The 15,875-nt window shown below is 52.1% G+C and carries 9 protein-coding genes; 6 read left to right on the top strand and 3 right to left on the bottom strand.

Annotated features, from left to right (window positions below; all coding sequences use genetic code 11):
* Positions 1-29 precede the first annotated feature (29 nt).
* The 5 genes from AB1L42_RS01040 to AB1L42_RS01020 all read left to right on the top strand — a co-directional run bounded on the left by AB1L42_RS01040 (position 30) and on the right by AB1L42_RS01020 (position 5,354).
* Positions 30-1,388 carry an FtsX-like permease family protein gene (locus tag AB1L42_RS01040; RefSeq protein WP_367050240.1) on the top strand — a complete coding sequence of 453 codons (1,359 nt, stop codon included), beginning with the start codon at positions 30-32 and terminating at the stop codon, positions 1,386-1,388.
* Positions 1,385-2,125 (top strand): ABC transporter ATP-binding protein, encoded by a 741-nt coding sequence (locus tag AB1L42_RS01035; RefSeq protein WP_367050238.1) that lies wholly within the window; start codon positions 1,385-1,387, stop codon positions 2,123-2,125. The genes AB1L42_RS01040 and AB1L42_RS01035 overlap by 4 nt, the downstream gene beginning before the upstream one ends.
* 199 nt (positions 2,126-2,324) lie before the next feature.
* Positions 2,325-3,800, top strand: a complete 1,476-nt coding sequence (gene modA, locus AB1L42_RS01030) for a molybdate ABC transporter substrate-binding protein (RefSeq protein WP_367050236.1) — start codon at positions 2,325-2,327, stop codon at positions 3,798-3,800.
* Positions 3,800-4,693, top strand: a complete 894-nt coding sequence (locus AB1L42_RS01025) for an ABC transporter permease (RefSeq protein ID WP_367050234.1) — start codon at positions 3,800-3,802, stop codon at positions 4,691-4,693. The genes modA and AB1L42_RS01025 overlap by 1 nt, the downstream gene beginning before the upstream one ends.
* Positions 4,694-4,706: 13 nt before the next feature.
* The gene (locus AB1L42_RS01020; protein ID WP_367050232.1) at positions 4,707-5,354 is read left to right on the top strand and encodes an ATP-binding cassette domain-containing protein; all 648 of its coding nucleotides are present in this window, start codon (positions 4,707-4,709) and stop codon (positions 5,352-5,354) included.
* Positions 5,355-5,410: 56 nt separating this feature from the next.
* On the opposite strand, the gene AB1L42_RS01015 is transcribed toward AB1L42_RS01020, so the two are convergent.
* A complete protein-coding gene (locus AB1L42_RS01015; RefSeq protein WP_367050230.1) occupies positions 5,411-9,739 on the bottom strand; it encodes a PQQ-binding-like beta-propeller repeat protein in 4,329 nt (1,442 codons plus the stop codon).
* Positions 9,740-9,965: 226 nt separating this feature from the next.
* On the opposite strand from AB1L42_RS01015, the gene AB1L42_RS01010 reads away from it, so the two are divergent.
* Positions 9,966-10,562: a heme-binding protein gene (locus AB1L42_RS01010; RefSeq protein ID WP_367050228.1), complete on the top strand. Its 597-nt coding sequence runs from the start codon at positions 9,966-9,968 to the stop codon at positions 10,560-10,562.
* 125 nt (positions 10,563-10,687) lie between these two features.
* On the opposite strand, the gene AB1L42_RS01005 is transcribed toward AB1L42_RS01010, so the two are convergent.
* Together AB1L42_RS01005 and AB1L42_RS01000 are read right to left on the bottom strand one after the other, a co-directional pair.
* On the bottom strand, positions 10,688-12,148 hold the full coding sequence (locus AB1L42_RS01005) for a sulfatase (protein ID WP_367051686.1): 1,461 nt from the start codon (positions 12,146-12,148) through the stop codon (positions 10,688-10,690).
* Positions 12,149-12,361: 213 nt separating this feature from the next.
* Positions 12,362-15,847 (bottom strand): PVC-type heme-binding CxxCH protein, encoded by a 3,486-nt coding sequence (locus AB1L42_RS01000; RefSeq protein ID WP_367050226.1) that lies wholly within the window; start codon positions 15,845-15,847, stop codon positions 12,362-12,364.
* Positions 15,848-15,875: the final 28 nt, after the last annotated feature.

Raw genomic sequence — 15,875 nt, 5'->3', positions numbered from 1 at the left:
CAGAAACCGTTCTCACGAATGATGGTTGTATGAACATCCTCCACCTAATTTGGCGCGAGTTGAATTTCCGACGAGGCGGATTCGTTTTGGGCGTCCTGGCAATTGCCGTCGCGACAGCAACCTTCGTCGCTGCGGAGGTGATTCTGCAATCAGACCAGGTTGTGACGCGACAACTTCTCGACCAGCATCAAGCCAGTTTCGAACAGTCCATCGCTGAGCGTCGTCAAGATGTCGAAAAAGCTGGCAAAGAGTTGGAAGATGCGACTCGCAAACAGATGCTCAAGCTGGGATTCAACCTTCTCATCCTTCCTGAGTCGCAGGACCTGAACGAACTCCACCTCAATGGCACGTTGTCGGCAGTGATGCCGGAGTCGTACGTCGATCAGCTTGCGGAATCATCGATCGTCACGGTCAACCATTTGCTCCCAGCCGTGACGAAACGAATCCAATGGCCGGAGAAAGACATTGAAGTCGTCCTTCACGGCACTCGCGGTGAGGTCCCGATCATGCATCGTGCCATGAAGAAACCACTGCTCGATGCAGTCGCACCGGGGCAAATGGTCGTGGGACACAGCATCCATTCTCAACTCAACCTCGAAGTGGGAGATGTCGTGCATTTGATGGGAAAGGAATTCACCGTCTCTCAACTGCATCCGCAACGAGGTTCAGCGGACGATGTCACCGTCTGGATCGATCTCGGAACCGCACAGACATTACTCAAGATGGAAAACCTGATCCATGCGATTCTCGCACTCGAATGTGAATGCGCAGGTGATCGACTCGCTGTGATCCGTGAAGAAATTGCGGGAATTCTCCCAGCGACGCAGGTTATCGAGCGATACTCCCAAGCCGTCACGCGAGCTGAAGCACGCACTCAAGCCAAAGAAATCGCCGAACACGCACTCGTTCAGGAGGAACAATCGGCCGAAACGCTGCTCGCTCAACTGAAAGAATCAAGAAACGAAACGGAAACGCAACACGCAAGCTTGACTGCTGTCGTCGTCCCGACGAGCTATCTCGCAGCCGCATCGCTTGTGGCACTACTTGCACTGATGAACACATTCCAAAGACAGAGCGAAATTGGAATCCTGCGTGCCCTCGGAGCAACAAGTCGGCAAATCCTCGGCGTCTTCCTCGGGAAGGCTTTTCTACTGGGATTAATAGGTGGTTTGCTGGGATCGGTGGCAGGACTTGTCATTGGATGGATGCTAAGCGATCTTGGACAAGCTTCCGACTCTTTCATGAATACGTTTGCAGAAGACTTCGGTTTGGTCCTTCTCAGCGGTCCAGTGTCGGCGATTCTGTTAGCTGGTCTCGCGAGTTGGATCGCAGCCCTCGTCGCCCTTCGACTGGATGCGGCAGTCATTCTGCAGAAGGAGACGGCATGAGCACCTCAATGCAAACTCGCGAAGCCACAGATCCCAGTGAAAAGTCGACGGAAACGACCCTCGTTGAAGCGAATGAACTCTCAAAGCTGTACACGGGACAGCAACAAGTCAAAGCGCTCGACAACGTCTCGCTGAAACTTCAGCAGGGAGAGTTTGTTGTCATTCGTGGCGCGAGTGGATCGGGCAAAACAACACTCTTGTTGACGGTCGGAACACTGCTGCGACCTGACAGCGGAACGCTCCGCATTATGAGTCAAGAACCGTACAACATGTCCAATGATGATCGCGCTCGTTATCGAGCTGAAAACGTTGGGTTCGTCTTTCAGCAGTTTCACCTCGTTCCATACTTGAGCGTTCTTGAAAACATTCTCGCCCCTGCCCTGACCAATCCACAGGTTTCCAAGGACGATGCAGTTCGCTTGATGGAACAGTTTGGATTGAGCGATCGAAGCAATCATCTCGCCAGCCAACTCAGTTCCGGAGAACGTCAGCGATGCGCGCTGGCTCGAGCCATGGTGACCAATCCCATGCTCCTTCTTGCCGATGAGCCGACAGGCAATCTCGACGAGGTCAATGCTGAAATCGTGATGAAATCACTTGCAGATTTTTCCAAACAGGGCGGGACTGTGTTGCTGGTTACCCACGATCAACGAAACTCCGAATTCGCAGACCGGACGTTAAAGATGTCCAACGGTCAACTCCTGATTGAAGATGCTGGTCATGCTGAACCAAACTAATCACTCAAACATTGAGTTGACGCGAAATTTTGACTTTCCAGGCCGGAGCAACTGGAGTGCTCGCGCAGGAAGCCTTCATTGGCAATTGCTGATCGCAATCGTGATTTGCTGCGGCGTGTTGTTCTTTGTGATGCGTCGCGGAAGCCAACCGACTCATTCATCCAGTTCTTCATCTGAAAAGCCTTCTCGCACAATTGTGATGCATACTGCTGCCGGGATGCGTGTCGCGGTAGAAGAAATTGCAGCTGATTACGAACGCGAATGCGGAGTTCACGTCGATCTGCGTTACGGAGGGTCGAACACACTCCTCAACCAAATTCAGGTCAATCAGTTCGACACTTCGGATCTCTATCTCGCGGCTGATGACTCTTACACTGAAAAAGCACGTGAGCTCGGACTCGCGCAGGAACAAATCCCGATCGCCTATCTGACGCCGGTGATCGCGGTTCGAAAAGACTCAAAGAAGATATTTCAATCGCTGGACGATCTGCTCGCTGACGGGGTGTCGCTTTCAGTCGGAAGTCCCGATCAGGCAGCAGTTGGTAAAGCCACGCAGAAGGCACTCGAGAAAGTTTCTCAAGGGAACACGAACTTCTGGAACGCATTCGAACAACACGTCACCGAGCATGGCGTATTTAAGCCGACCGTGAACGAAGTCGCCAACGATGTCATGATCGGTGCTGTCGATGCCGGAATCGTGTGGGATTCGACAGTCATGATGCCGAATCTTCGTGAGGAGTTGAAAGCCATTCACATCGACGAGTTGGCAACTGACCCCAAATTGGTTTCCGTCTGCGTCCTCAACTCGTCGGAACAACCGGTTGAAGCTCTGAAGTTCGCACGTTACCTCTCAGCACGAGATCGTGGACTGACAACGTTCCAGAGTTATGGAATGGAACCGATTGAAGGCGATGTCTGGGAACCTCATCCGGAACTGAATTTCTTCTGTGGTGCTGTCAATCGACGAGGGATCGAACCAGTTCTGGAAGCATTTCAGAAGCGAGAGGGAGTCACGATCAACACGGTCTATGACGGATGCGGCATTCTGACGGGGCGAATGAAGAACATCGATCAACAATCGACCGATTTAGGTTTCCCCGACATTTATATGGCGTGCGATCGATATTATCTCGATAACGTTGCCAGTTGGTTTCAAGACGATGTGAATGTGACTGATACGGAAATCGTCATCGCAGTCCCGAAGGGCAGCCAGAAAGTTCAGTCTCTAAGCGATCTCATCGAACCGGGTGTCAGGGTTTCAATCGGCGATGGAACTCAATGCACTATCGGCGCCCTCACCCGACGATTGCTCGAAAAGGAAGGGCTTTACGATGCGTTGATTGAAAAGCAGCAGTCAGCGAGTGATGTCGTTGTTGAGAAACCATCATCAGCGATGCTTGTACCGGATGTTGTCACCGGTCACGTCGATGCGACGATCGCCTATCTGACGGATGTGATGCAAAACTCCGAGGACGTCGACGTAATTCGGCTCAACTCCCCGCATCGACACGCAGTCCAGCCTTTTAGCATCTCTCGATCGAGCCATCACAAACAACTTGCTCGACGATTGATGACGCGAATTCATCAGTCGCAGCAAGCCTTTGAAGCAACTGGCTTTCACTTCCTGCTTGATTCGTCTGCTCTTCGGGTTTCGGCTACCGAGAGTCAGGATTGATGAAGACGAGGAACGCAAGTGAAGAACGAGAACTGGCAGTTTCACAACCAGTCATCTCTTTCTCGAATTCGATGTTCTATATTACGCTCTCAATTCTGGGAGCATCTTACGTCGTTCTCATCCTGGCGATGTTGTCCGCTGATTTTGCCTACATGATTCGAGAAAGCAGTGCTGAGGCAGCTTTTAACGCGTCGGAAAGTTCGACTGATCTCGCAGAGCACAGAAATCCAATTCTTAAATCGTTGAGTGATCCGAAAGTCCAATACTCAATTTGGCTGAGCATGACGTCATGCACCTTCTCAGCACTTTTAAGTCTGCTCGTTGCTGTGCCGATGGGCTATCTGATGTCGCGCTATCGGTTCCCGGGCCACGGATTGGTCGATGCAATTCTGGACATTCCGATCGTTCTCCCCCCGCTGGTCGTCGGGCTGAGTCTTCTGATTTTGTTTCAATTTCCGCCGTTCTCATTCTTTGCACGTGAAGTCGTGTATCAGATCCCGGCAGTCATCGTGGCTCAGTTTTCAGTCGCGTGTGCGTTTTCAGTTCGGACGATGAAATCGACCTTCGACCATATCAATCCCCGCTGCGAACAGGTGGCAGTTTCTTTGGGATGCTCAAAGGCTCAGGCGTTCAGTTCAGTCGTGCTGCCGGAAGCTCGTCGAGGAATTCTCACAGCGTTCACGCTGGCATGGGCGAGATCTCTCGGTGAATTTGGCCCGCTGCTAATTTTCGCCGGTGCCACTCGCATGAAAACTGAAGTCCTTTCAACGACCGTTTTCCTCGAGATGAACGTCGGAAACCTTCAGGGGGCAGTCGCAGTCTCACTGATCATGGTATTCGCGGCGGTTGTCGTGCTGATCTTGACCAGAGTTTTCGGTCAGTCGGAACTTTGAAAGGGACCGAGTTTTGATTTCGCTTCAGAACGTCTCGATTCATCAGGGAAAGTTCCGCCTCGACGATGTGAACTTTCTGGTTCCAAGCGGGGCATACTCGATTCTGATGGGAAGGACCGGGTCCGGGAAAACGACCATCTTGGAAGCAATTCTCGGCTTTCGAAAGATCGCCCAAGGCCAAATCACACTGGTTGGAAAAGACGTGACAAAGTTGAATCCAGCGGTCCGCGGTATTGGATACGTCCCCCAAGATGCTGCGTTATTCTCAAGCATGAACGTCCGCAGCCATCTGGCATTCGCTCTTCAAATCAGGCGGTGCAATAAGCAGGTCGTCAATCAACGGGTCGAAGAGCTCGCTGAGCTGCTGGGGATCACTCATCTGCTCGATCGGTTTCCAAATAAACTCAGCGGTGGCGAGAAACAAAGAGTGGCGATCGGCCGAGCAATTTCATTCCGGCCCAAGATTCTTTGTCTCGACGAACCGCTCAGCGCACTCGACGAAGAAACACATTCTCAGATGTGTGATCTGTTGAAGACGGTTTGGCAGGAAACGAAGGTCACTACGCTCCACGTGACTCATCATGTTTCAGAAGCAGAAAACCTGGCCACGCAGATTCTTCGCATCGCTGACGGTCAAGTTCATACGACTGATGACGTTTAATCACTTAGCCAAGTCTTCGTCGCGTTCCGACGTTGCTATTCTCAGCTGGCAGGACTCTATTCCTCAGCTTCCACAACCTCGTGGATTTCGATTCCGCTGAGGACCGGCATTCCTTCTTTCGGGAGAAAGCGTAGCTTCAACCGATTTGATGGAGACTGAGTTTTAATCGTGTGGACCTGTGCCTGTTCGTCAGGATTTCCGTTCTGTTGAAGGGTGACATCCTGCAGCACAATCTCATCTGCGATGGCGACATCGAAGCGACGACGACTCGAGTCAGCGTTGCGGGGGAGGCCGAAGTAGAGCGAGAGTTCATACTCTCTTGGAACAGCAGCTTCTTGGTCATCGATTTCTGCTTCATCGGCATCGATGATTAACCTCGCAGCCCCCTTTTGTCCCCGTCCACTTGACGAGACAGCGACACGTTTTCCTGTCCCGGAGAGAATGAATGCCAGCGAGTTGCCAGGTTTCCAGTCGTCGCGATTCACGATCTCTTGGATCAACCTAGAGATGTCCGGTGTTCGTTCAGCGTCAGTTGCAGCCCCTGGACGTGTCCAGGGTTCAGGCTGCCAAATGACTTCGGCTGCTGTTCTGGCTCGCAAAGAGACGTTGTTCGTTTTGCTTTCAAACGCGCTCGCATTTCCGGTTGCTTCGCCGTTGATCACGACCGATGTCGGAATATCCGAAGCTTCATCACATGTGAATTGAATCCAGGCCGAGCGAACCTCGGTTCCCTGAGCCAGCGGGATGTCATTGAAACGCAATCCGATTGTTTGCTTTCCGCCATCCTCCAGAATTTCGAGATCACTGCTGCCAGTACTGACTTCTCCCGACTCAGCTTCTTCGACATCGTCTTCCGAGTCATTGACGGCAATTCCTGAGCTAAGATCGACGCGCTGCTTGAGATTTAAATCGATCGTCAACTCAGTCACGTTCTCAATCCCAGACGCCAGCACCCACGCTGCTTCAGCTGTGCCTACCGATGAAGAGTGATGACTGAAGTACTTGGCCTCGTCGTTGAGGCGAATCGCGAATGGAGCCGATGGGCCAGCCACCGGAGGATGCTCCAACCACAAAACGCCATTCTCATCGGTTCTGTCTCCAGGAGCACCGAAATTGATGCCTCCGTCTTTCAGACGACCAGTCGTTTCATGAACGCCGACGGCAGGATTGATCGTCCAGAACTCAAGTTGAGGCATGTGAACAAGTGCTAGAGAAGTTTGATTCTGATAGGCACAACTACAAGTCCTTGTGTAATCGGGAGCGTTCAGAACTCCGTTGGCGACAACAAGGTTGGAAGTACAGCCTGACTTAAATCCTCCAAAGTTGCCCGTCCCGCTCTCACTTAGAAGGTCATAAAACCCAGCTGCTCCAGAGCGAAATGTGAGTAGGTTTTCACTGGCAATGACGTTGTTACATCCGTAGGCCCGTGTCAATTTCCACGGTTGTTGTTCACCGGTCAGCGGATTCGAGACGAGCTTCGGGTGGCCATCGATCAGATGAAAGGCTCCCGCAGATTCGCTGTACGAATTGGCGTTCGTGAAGATCCAGTCATTGTGAAGAATGCATGGACCCGCATACGAAATTGAGTCGTTCTTCCATTGAACTTCTCCGCTTTCTGCCTGATAGACGGCCATCCCCTGCCCGACTTCCGCGTAGAGGCGATCGCTCGCGGAAGCCCCAGCTTGGAGTAACAAGTCATGCTCTTCTGAGTAACCTAACCAGGTGCCGAAGACTCCTTCGGCAATCTCCCAGTCCAGTTTTCCGGTTTTCGCGTCGAAGGCTGCAATGCGGTACGTATCGGCATTCGAAACACCACGACGACGCAGAGCTGCCGCAATCAGTTCAGGCGTTCGGTCGAGGCAATAGATTCTTCCCCCACCCGCAACAATCCCGTTGTGCCAGAAGCTGTGGACCGCGTCGTTCTTCCAAAGAAGCTCGCCGGTGTGCCGGTCGAATGCGATCAGTCCCATGCTGGCAGCTCGATCGAGACTTTTGGAACCGAAGCCAGCTCGGTTGCTTCGAAGTTCATCATCAGAACTGAATTTCAGATTCAAACGAGCTCGGTAAGAAGCAAACCCATATCCTGCGAGCAACAGATCTTCATAAACGCCGATGTAACCCCATTCCGGACGTTCACCAGATTCATTCATCGGGAGATCGAGTTGCTGAAGAGTCTCTCCACTCGCTGGATCGAGAATGTGACAGCGACTCCCTTCGACGATGTAAACGCGATCTTCGGTGACGACGTAGTTCGTTCCCCGTCCATTCGCACCGGGGATATGGACCTGATTGTATTTCGGGTCCAGCGGAGTGTCTTCATATGTCTCATCGTAATAGACATCGTAAGTTCCGAGGTCTTCGAATTCTCTCTTCCACAGGACGCGCCCCGTGTAGACATCTCGAGCGCTAAGGCTGTTCATTCCCTGAATAAATAAGCGGCCGCCGACAACTTGTTCCGGTGGTCCATGACCATGTCGAGGCAACACGTCCATGTTGCTGCTGCCGCCGAACCACAAAACACCCAGCGGAAGTTTAACGCGGCTGTCGTCGGATTTGATGGTATTCGCCACGTCTCCATGCTGGTGCGTCCAGTCTGCGGAACCCGGCAGAGCCCCGACACGCTTGACCGTCACGAACTCGTCATCAATCGTCACTTGGGCTTGTTCAAGATTGAGAGACCGAACCCGATCCGCCAGATCGCGATGGTTATTACTGGCGATCAGTCTCAGCGTGCCTCCGTATGGGCGGACCGATTCGTAAATTTGCTCGATCTCAGAACCGGAAGCGCTCGCTGCTTCTTCAGCTCCCACAACGATCAGATGAGCGATGTAGCTTGGAGCGAGGAACGATTGCGCATCGCCAACATGTGCTGTCGTCTGGCCATACAATCCTGCTTCATCGAGTCGCTTTCGGAGTCGATCAACGCGTCCTGCATCGGAGTCAACGACTGCGAGTTGTGAGAATGGAAGCTCTGCCATTGCGAGAACGAGTGTTTCATCGCTTGCACCAAAAATGAGCGAATAACCACTGGTGTCACAGTCAGCCACCAACTTTGCCCCTGCAGTTCGAGACTCGTCATCAATTGCCAGAGACTTCTTCTCTTCAATGATTGTATTCGGCGCCTCTTGAGAACCTTCTCCGAAGGCAAGGATCGACCCGTCGAGCGTGACAGCAATCAGCTTGTTGTCACCCGCGAGCAGACGTTCTACTTGTCCGTCAATTGGAATGGTCTTAACTACTTGCGCGGCAGTCTGATCGGTGGGAAGTTGAATGACGGAGATCTCTTTTTCGCCCGCGGCATACAGTCGATCACTCGCCAGAATCAGATCGCCGCTCCCGTCAGCCTCAATCTCCCAAAGAAGTTGGTCTTCCTCACCATATGCATAAATAACCGGTGTCTCCTCCTCGGTCATGGCGGTGTAGACGATTCCGTCCGACAGAACCGGCTCGTTCGGCATGAATGCCGTTTTGACGCCGCTCTCAGTGTCGAATGCTCGTGTCCCCTTCAAACGGGTGTGCAGGTAGAACCGCGATTCATCTGCTGCAATGAAAGTTCCTCCGGTTCCTTTTCCACCAGCATTGATTTCGAAGTGCTTGAGACTCCCTGAATCGCGATCAAAAACCGCCGGGACCGATCGTCCTCCGGGAACGATCAGATGATTTTCCGTCGCAACCAGAGCACCTTGAGGAGCAACGCCCGCAAACGATGGAGCACTGTGAGGCTGTTTGATGTATTGAGCACCGGTGCTGTCGTTGAGCCATTCGACCGTTCCAGTGTCGGCATCGAGTGCATAAATGAACGTGCCCATCATCGGCCAGATGCTGGCGGCAAAGTACACAGTTTCATCTCGAACGACCGGGCCACCGCGCGCCGGCCAAACTGAGACGAATCGCTCGTTTCCGATCGCCTTCTGATTACTGGGGGCTCCACGAAACTTCCAGATGAGCTCTCCGTCTTCTGCAGAAACGCAGTACAAATGGCCGTCGTCTGAAGTGAAGTAGACCTTTCCGTCCCATGCAGCCGGCGGAAGTCGAACTGGAGCATCTGTGAAGAAGGTCCACAATTCATCGCCCGAATCGGCATCGAATGCCACGAATTTGTCGCGGTCATTGAATCCCATAAACAAACGGCCATCGAGAATCACCGGCTCGAAGACTCGATCGTACGTCATCAAATCGAGATTGAGCGGATCGTCCCAAGCTTGCTCTCGCTGTGAATAAACTCGCTTCCAGATCAACGACAATTCGTCTGGAAGCCCATCTGCAGCGACTGCTGTGCGTTGAGAATTCCCTCGCCACATCGGCCAGTCAGACCCGAAAGCACACGGCTGATTCGTGAGGACGAGAAACAGGAAGACCATCGAAGTCAGTTTGGGGATGCTCATTCCGTGTATTCCATTCAACGCTTGTTAGAGAGTTCGTAGACACGATTGAAGCGATGCTAATCGAGTCAAATGAAGAGAACGTAAATCAAATATTACGGTTCTGAGATTGCTCACAAGTTCCCGTCATCGACCGGACTGAGTCTTGTGGCAATTGTGGTCACTTCACAGCTCAAGTCTAGACTCAGTCTAGGTGTTCGAATTTCCTGAATTCAATCGTGAGCATGAAATGAAGACTCAAATGTTCTACCTGATCGGCGTCGGTTTTTGGGTCATTTTGGGTGTGACAACTTGGAATGTCACTGCCCGAGCCGGGTATGAATCCGCACCGTATGAAGTGATCGAGAAGGATGGGAACATCGAAATCCGAGAGTATCCTGAGTTGGTGCTCGCATCGACGCAGACGAATGTGGAAGCTCGCGGCAATGACGGAAGCTTCATGAAGTTGTTTCGCTACATCAGCGGAGACAACGAGACCAACCAGAAAATTGAAATGACGACACCTGTCTTCATGGAAGAAGGTAGCAAAACGTCCGAGGGATCCATGGGCTTCGTGATGCCGCAGGATGTTAAAGAGGCCGGTGCTCCCCAACCACGAAGCTCAGATATTTTGATCTCAACGCGTAAAGGCGGACGATTCGCCGTCATTCGCTTCTCCGGAATTATGAACGAGCGGAAAGCTGCCGTTCAGGAGAAGCTCCTGCGAGATTGGATGGTCTCACGAGAAATATCTGGGGAGGCCTCTGCCGAGCGTGCTGGCTACGATGCCCCGTTCGTTCCCGGACCACTCCGTCGGAACGAAATCTTGATCCGATTGAAACCGTAACCCGACTCGAATCAGCCTTCCCAAAACTTGTCGAATGACTAACTTCCAGACGACCTTGCTGCAGCGATAACTTTCAAACCGACAAGGCATCTGCCCATGCGAATCGCTCCTGCCACGAACGGCGTTCATTCGCTCTTCGATTTCTTCGGGCTGTCGAGATTCTTGTCTTCAATTGGAATGTGCCTGTCAAAGAGAGTCCCGAATCTTCGGTAATCGTTGTAATTCACAGCATGCTTCTTCCAATGGTCGAGTTGCTGATCGTATTTGGACCGCATCATTTCGATCGCATCAGTGCTCTGTGAGTTTCCAGCGAGGTTCTTCAGTTCCAGTGGATCGTTCTGAGTGTCGAACAGTTCTTCGACCGGTTCCATCTCTTCTTCACCGTACCACCAGTAGGTGTACTTATATTGCGGAGTCAGGCAGCTCAGGCTGTGAGTTGGAAGTGGACCATACACGTTGATGAACGACAGTTGCTCGTGGCCACCGTCAGTCGGATTCTTAAGCAGCCCCAGGAGACTTTTTCCATCCATGTTGGAGGGAATGGAAAGTCCTGCCAGTTCCAGCATTGTCGGAGCGAAGTCGATGTTTCCCGTTAATCGGTCGCAGCGAACCTGTCGCCCATTGAGCGAGCTGTTGGGATGATAGATCATCAATGGGACCCGAGAAGATTCTTCCATTGGTAGAACTTTGGAACCGTACCCGTGCGATCCACAGATGTAACCGTTGTCGCTCGTGAAAATGACGACCGTGTTCTCTTGAAGACCATGCGCCTTTAGCTCATCGCGGATCATTCCGACAGCGACATCAATCCCGAAGACCTGCTGATGGTATTTCGCCATCTCGCCGTCGTAATCGGTGTCGTAGTTCCAGTCTGTGAAGCGTGGATATTGGCGTCCTTGCTTGCTTTGAGCTGACAGGTGTTCGCCGAACTCTCTGCCAAAGTTCTCCGGCTTCGTGAATTTCTTTCCTTGATAGACATGATCGAAGCGAGGATCAGGAGTCGCTGGTTTGTGTGGGGCCTTGAAACTAATTGACAAGCAGAATGGGCGGTTTTGTTCGGAAGCTTCGCGGATGACATCTTTCCCAAACGCTGCATATGACAACGTTGAGTGGGGATATTCGTCGGCATACTTCTTCATCGACGCATTCTTTGCGGTTTGGTAGTTGGTCTGTCCGGGGCCACCACCCCAGAAATCGAAGTCGTCTTCACAAAGCCCCTTCCCCTCAACTTCAATTCCGAACTTCCCTGCAAAGGCTGTGAGATAGCCAGCCTCACGTAACAGCACAGGATAGGACTTCGCCCAGATTTCGGGACGCATATCGCCGTGAGTGAAGTTGCAGCCCGTCTTATATTCATACATTCCAGTGAAGACGTTCGCACGACTCGCCATGCAAATCGCGGTCGTGTTGTAATGCTTGTCGAAAACAACTCCGTCGTGAGCGAGCCGGTCAAGGTTCGGAGTCTGTACATCTTGGTTTCCGTAGCAGCCGACCGAGTAAGTACACAAGTCGTCCGCGAACAAAAAAACAATGTTCGGACGCGTTTCGGAATCCTGACTCATACAGTCATTCGCGACGGAATTCATCGAGAGAATCACCAGCACGGCAGCAAGATGAAGTCGGAAAGAATTCAGCATTTCGAGCGACTCACATTAGATAAACAAGACGTTGACGGTCGGTTCGGTGACTCTTTTCTGTTCAATGCATGCTAAGAGACAGCCATTCAAAAACAGAAATGAACCGACAAATGTTCAATCTGAACAATCGAATTCAGCAGGCAACATAGAGATATTGCAAATCTACTTGAACCCACCCTCTGGTTGAAAGACACCCTCACCATTGAGAGCGTCCAATTCCACTCGAAGCCCGGAATCGCGAATGGTGCGATCGATGGTGAAGGTCAAAGTTCGGTGTCCTTTGTCCAATTGGATTGGAGCGAGAAGATCGTCGATCGGGGCTCCATCAATCCAGAGTTTGAGGCCATCGGAGCTGTTGAGTTTCAACTGAGCTTTTCCCGGAACGAGAACATTCACGTAGCTGCGCAGGAAGGTCTTATTGCCAGCTGGGAAGTCTTCCGGAGGAAGTTCTCCATCGACCTTACTGAATGCGGTCAACCACTCCGAGCCGTCTTCCGGAAGATCATCGTATTCAGAAGCCGAAACGACTTTCCACTTGCGGATGACCGGTTTTTCGTTGTTGGCGTAAGGCCCCGGCTTCCCAAGCTCGGAAAGAAACCTCACCAGGTCGAGAAACTCCTGACGTCCGTGTAATTGATCCGCGAGCCCTCCCGGCATGAGTGAACTCGAGGGGACCTCGTCTTCGATCTCTTCAGTCGAAATCCGGATCTCTTTTCCAGATTCGGACGAGTCGCGGACGATCACTTCATCCTCATTTCGAAAAGTGACAACTCCTGTCAGTACCTTTCCCGAAGTGAGAAGAAACGAACGTGCTTCGTAGTGCTCAGCAATTGCTGAATTTGGTTCCAGGATCGATTGGACGAGGTACTTGGTTTTGGCAGCTGCTCCAACAGCCACGAGGTTCGGACCGATTTCAGCGCCAGCGGGTCCAATCGCATGGCAACGAGTGCAAGCTGTACTCTTGCGACGATAGATCAATTCACCATTCGCTGGATCACCATGCTTCTCAGCCTCGGCAGCCAGTGCATCGATATCCTCAGCGAGCAGCAGGGCAGCCAGAGATTCTTCCGGTTTCACTGGCGCGAAGATGTCGACCAACTCGTTTGAGAGCAGTCCAGTCTCTCGATGAAAATTACTGACGCTCGCAAGAACTGCTGGGTGAATCGCCACATCCTGTAGCTTTTCGCTCAAGAGTTGATCACCGTTCTTTCGCAGCAAAATAAACTTAACGAGCTTCGCAGCATCGACCTGTTGCGGATCTTCCTGAAGCAGGTTCGCTGCTGCAGCAACGCCTTGAGATAAATCAGCTTGAGCCAACCCAGCAGCGGCGACATAGCGAGTTTCGATGTCTCCTCTTTCGGCGAGTTCGAGCAGCGGCTTCTCGTAACGTTGCTTGCTGGTGACAGCAAGAGCGACGGCAATCGCCTGTTTGACGTCCAGACTGACTGCATCGTTTTCAAGCAACGACAATTCATCACGACCAGCCATCCCCCAACTTCCAAGTGCCTCCGCCGCACGAATTGCAATGACTTCATTCTCGTTGTTGATTAATTCGCGAAGTCCGCGAAATTCTCTTCTGAGTGATTTTGATGCTTCACGTGTCGACATTTGCTCGAGGGTTTCAAGCATCGCGATCGTGGCGGCATCAGATTTCAGCCCGCCATTTCGAGTGAGAGCACTTACAATGGTCCTGATGTCGTCTTCACTGCCTGCGCTGAGCAACTGAGCCTGTATCGAGGCGGTCTCCTGATCAGATGGAGCCTCAGAGTTTAGAAACTCGGAAAGTCGTTTCTGAAATCCGAGGCCGGTACTTCGTTCCACAAATTCACGATGAGTCGACTTCGCAAATCGCAACTTTCCAGAGTCGAGAAGCGGTCGCCAATAAGGTTCGAGAGCTGCCATCGTTTGCGGAAGCGCTAGATCGAGGACGGGGTCACCCGGATGATCAAGTGAATTCAAAGCCGCCAAAAATGCCGCCGCGCGAGGGATAAATCCCGCTGACAAAACAGCTTCCATGCGCGTTCGAGGAAAAGGATCACCAGCTGCGACTGCGATCATTCCGACCGGATCGGACAGATCTTTGTGCCAGTAACGTATCACTCTCACACCCGCACTTCGGGCGTTGCCGTCTTTGGCAGCAAGCACACGCTTCAGAATGTCTTCGCTGACACGCTCGACGTTCTGGCAGGCCCACATCGCTTCCACGAGATGATGGTCATAGTTCGGATCATCTTCTTCGAGGGATTCAACCCATTGTTCTAAACCAATGAGAACTTCGTCCGCGTCGCACTCGCTTAGCTCTTTGCGAGCTTGATGTCGCGTCCAGGTTTCTTCGCTTTTCAGGTTCTCAATGAGTTCCTCAACGGGGATTCCGACGAGCTTCGGCTTTGCAACCAGCGGTCTTTCTTTGTGAGTAATCCTCCAGATGCGTCCATGATCGTGATCGCGACGAGGATCACGAAAGTCGTGTTGCGCGTGATTGATGATGGAGTTGTACCAGTCTGCGACATAGATCGCCCCGTCCGGACCGATCTTCACGTCGACCGGTCGAAAATTCGGATGCCGTGAACTGATTAGAGGTTCCAGCACGTTCGCGCTGAAACCAGCACCATCTTCAATGAGTTGATAGCGAACGACCGTCCGACTTTTGAAGCGTCCCGTCAGTAGTTGTCCACGAATGTCGTCTCCGACATGCGACCCGGTCGCGAGATCTCCGCCGCATTGTTTTTCGGTGCTGATGAGAGGTTGAACTCGCACAGCATCTTCGCTGTTGCCGGTCGCGGGAGAGAGATACATGATCCGCGGATTGTTGACCATGAATGACTGGCCCCAACGATCAAAAACGTGGCCCCAAGGATTTCCGCCAGTGCCTCGGCAAAACATTTTTAACTCCCGTGTCCGAGGATTAAACTGATACACACCTCCATTAAAATTCCTCAGCACTCCGTACTGAGTTTCAACTTGGGCGTGCAGGAAGATCCCTTCCTGAAAGTAGATCCAGCCTCCGGGACCGCGACGCCAGGCGCTGATCGAATGGTGGCTGTCTTCGATGCCGAAACCAGTCAAAACGAGTTCCTTCACATCGGCAACATCATCTCCGTCAGTGTCTTTGAGAAAGAACACATCAGGCGACTGGGCGACATAGCACCCACCGTTGGCCAGTTCGATACCGGTAGGAAGATAAAGTCCATCGGCGAATACGGTCGACTTGTCAGCGACTCCATCGTCGTCGGTATCTTCAAGAATGATGATCTTGTCGTTGGCGACTTCGCCCGGTTTCAATTGAGGATATGCCCACGAGCATGCGACCCACAATCGCCCGTGGGAGTCCCAGTGCATGTGAACCGGGTTCGCAAACATCGGATCAGCTGCAAAGAGATTCACCTGGTAGTCAGGGAGCAGATCAAATGTTTCAAGCTGTGATGCGGGATCGTGATTGTTCATCAACTCAATGTCTGCACCCTTTAAATTCGCAGTGCGAATGCCGCTTGCATCTTGAGCAGAGACTGCATCCGCGGAAGCGATTATAACGAGGAACAGGCAGGTCCAGATCACTGGATAAGATGGTCGATTCATATCTATGGCGAGCGCTTTGTTGAGGCGACGGTTTTCGATTGTGTATTCAAGCGGACGATTTAAGAAATTCATCCCCTTCGCTGCAGATCGAGTTAGAGAC

The organism is Thalassoglobus sp. JC818, assembly GCF_040717535.1.
GTDB lineage: Bacteria > Planctomycetota > Planctomycetia > Planctomycetales > Planctomycetaceae > Thalassoglobus.
The sequence above is the reverse complement of the archived record's forward strand: the minus strand, read 5'-3'. Positions and strand labels throughout refer to the sequence as shown.

Excerpts from the sequence above, each read along its gene's own strand:
- AB1L42_RS01000 (WP_367050226.1), bottom strand. The coding sequence starts at position 15,847 with ATGAATTTCTTAAATCGTCCGCTTGAATACACAATCGAAAACCGTCGC.
- AB1L42_RS01015 (WP_367050230.1), bottom strand. The coding sequence starts at position 9,739 with ATGAGCATCCCCAAACTGACTTCGATGGTCTTCCTGTTTCTCGTCCTC.
- AB1L42_RS01035 (WP_367050238.1), top strand. The coding sequence starts at position 1,385 with ATGAGCACCTCAATGCAAACTCGCGAAGCCACAGATCCCAGTGAAAAG.
- AB1L42_RS01040 (WP_367050240.1), top strand. The coding sequence starts at position 30 with ATGAACATCCTCCACCTAATTTGGCGCGAGTTGAATTTCCGACGAGGC.
- AB1L42_RS01005 (WP_367051686.1), bottom strand. The coding sequence starts at position 12,148 with ATGAATTCCGTCGCGAATGACTGTATGAGTCAGGATTCCGAAACGCGT.
- modA (WP_367050236.1), top strand. The coding sequence starts at position 2,325 with ATGCATACTGCTGCCGGGATGCGTGTCGCGGTAGAAGAAATTGCAGCT.
- AB1L42_RS01025 (WP_367050234.1), top strand. The coding sequence starts at position 3,800 with ATGAAGACGAGGAACGCAAGTGAAGAACGAGAACTGGCAGTTTCACAA.
- AB1L42_RS01010 (WP_367050228.1), top strand. The coding sequence starts at position 9,966 with ATGAAGACTCAAATGTTCTACCTGATCGGCGTCGGTTTTTGGGTCATT.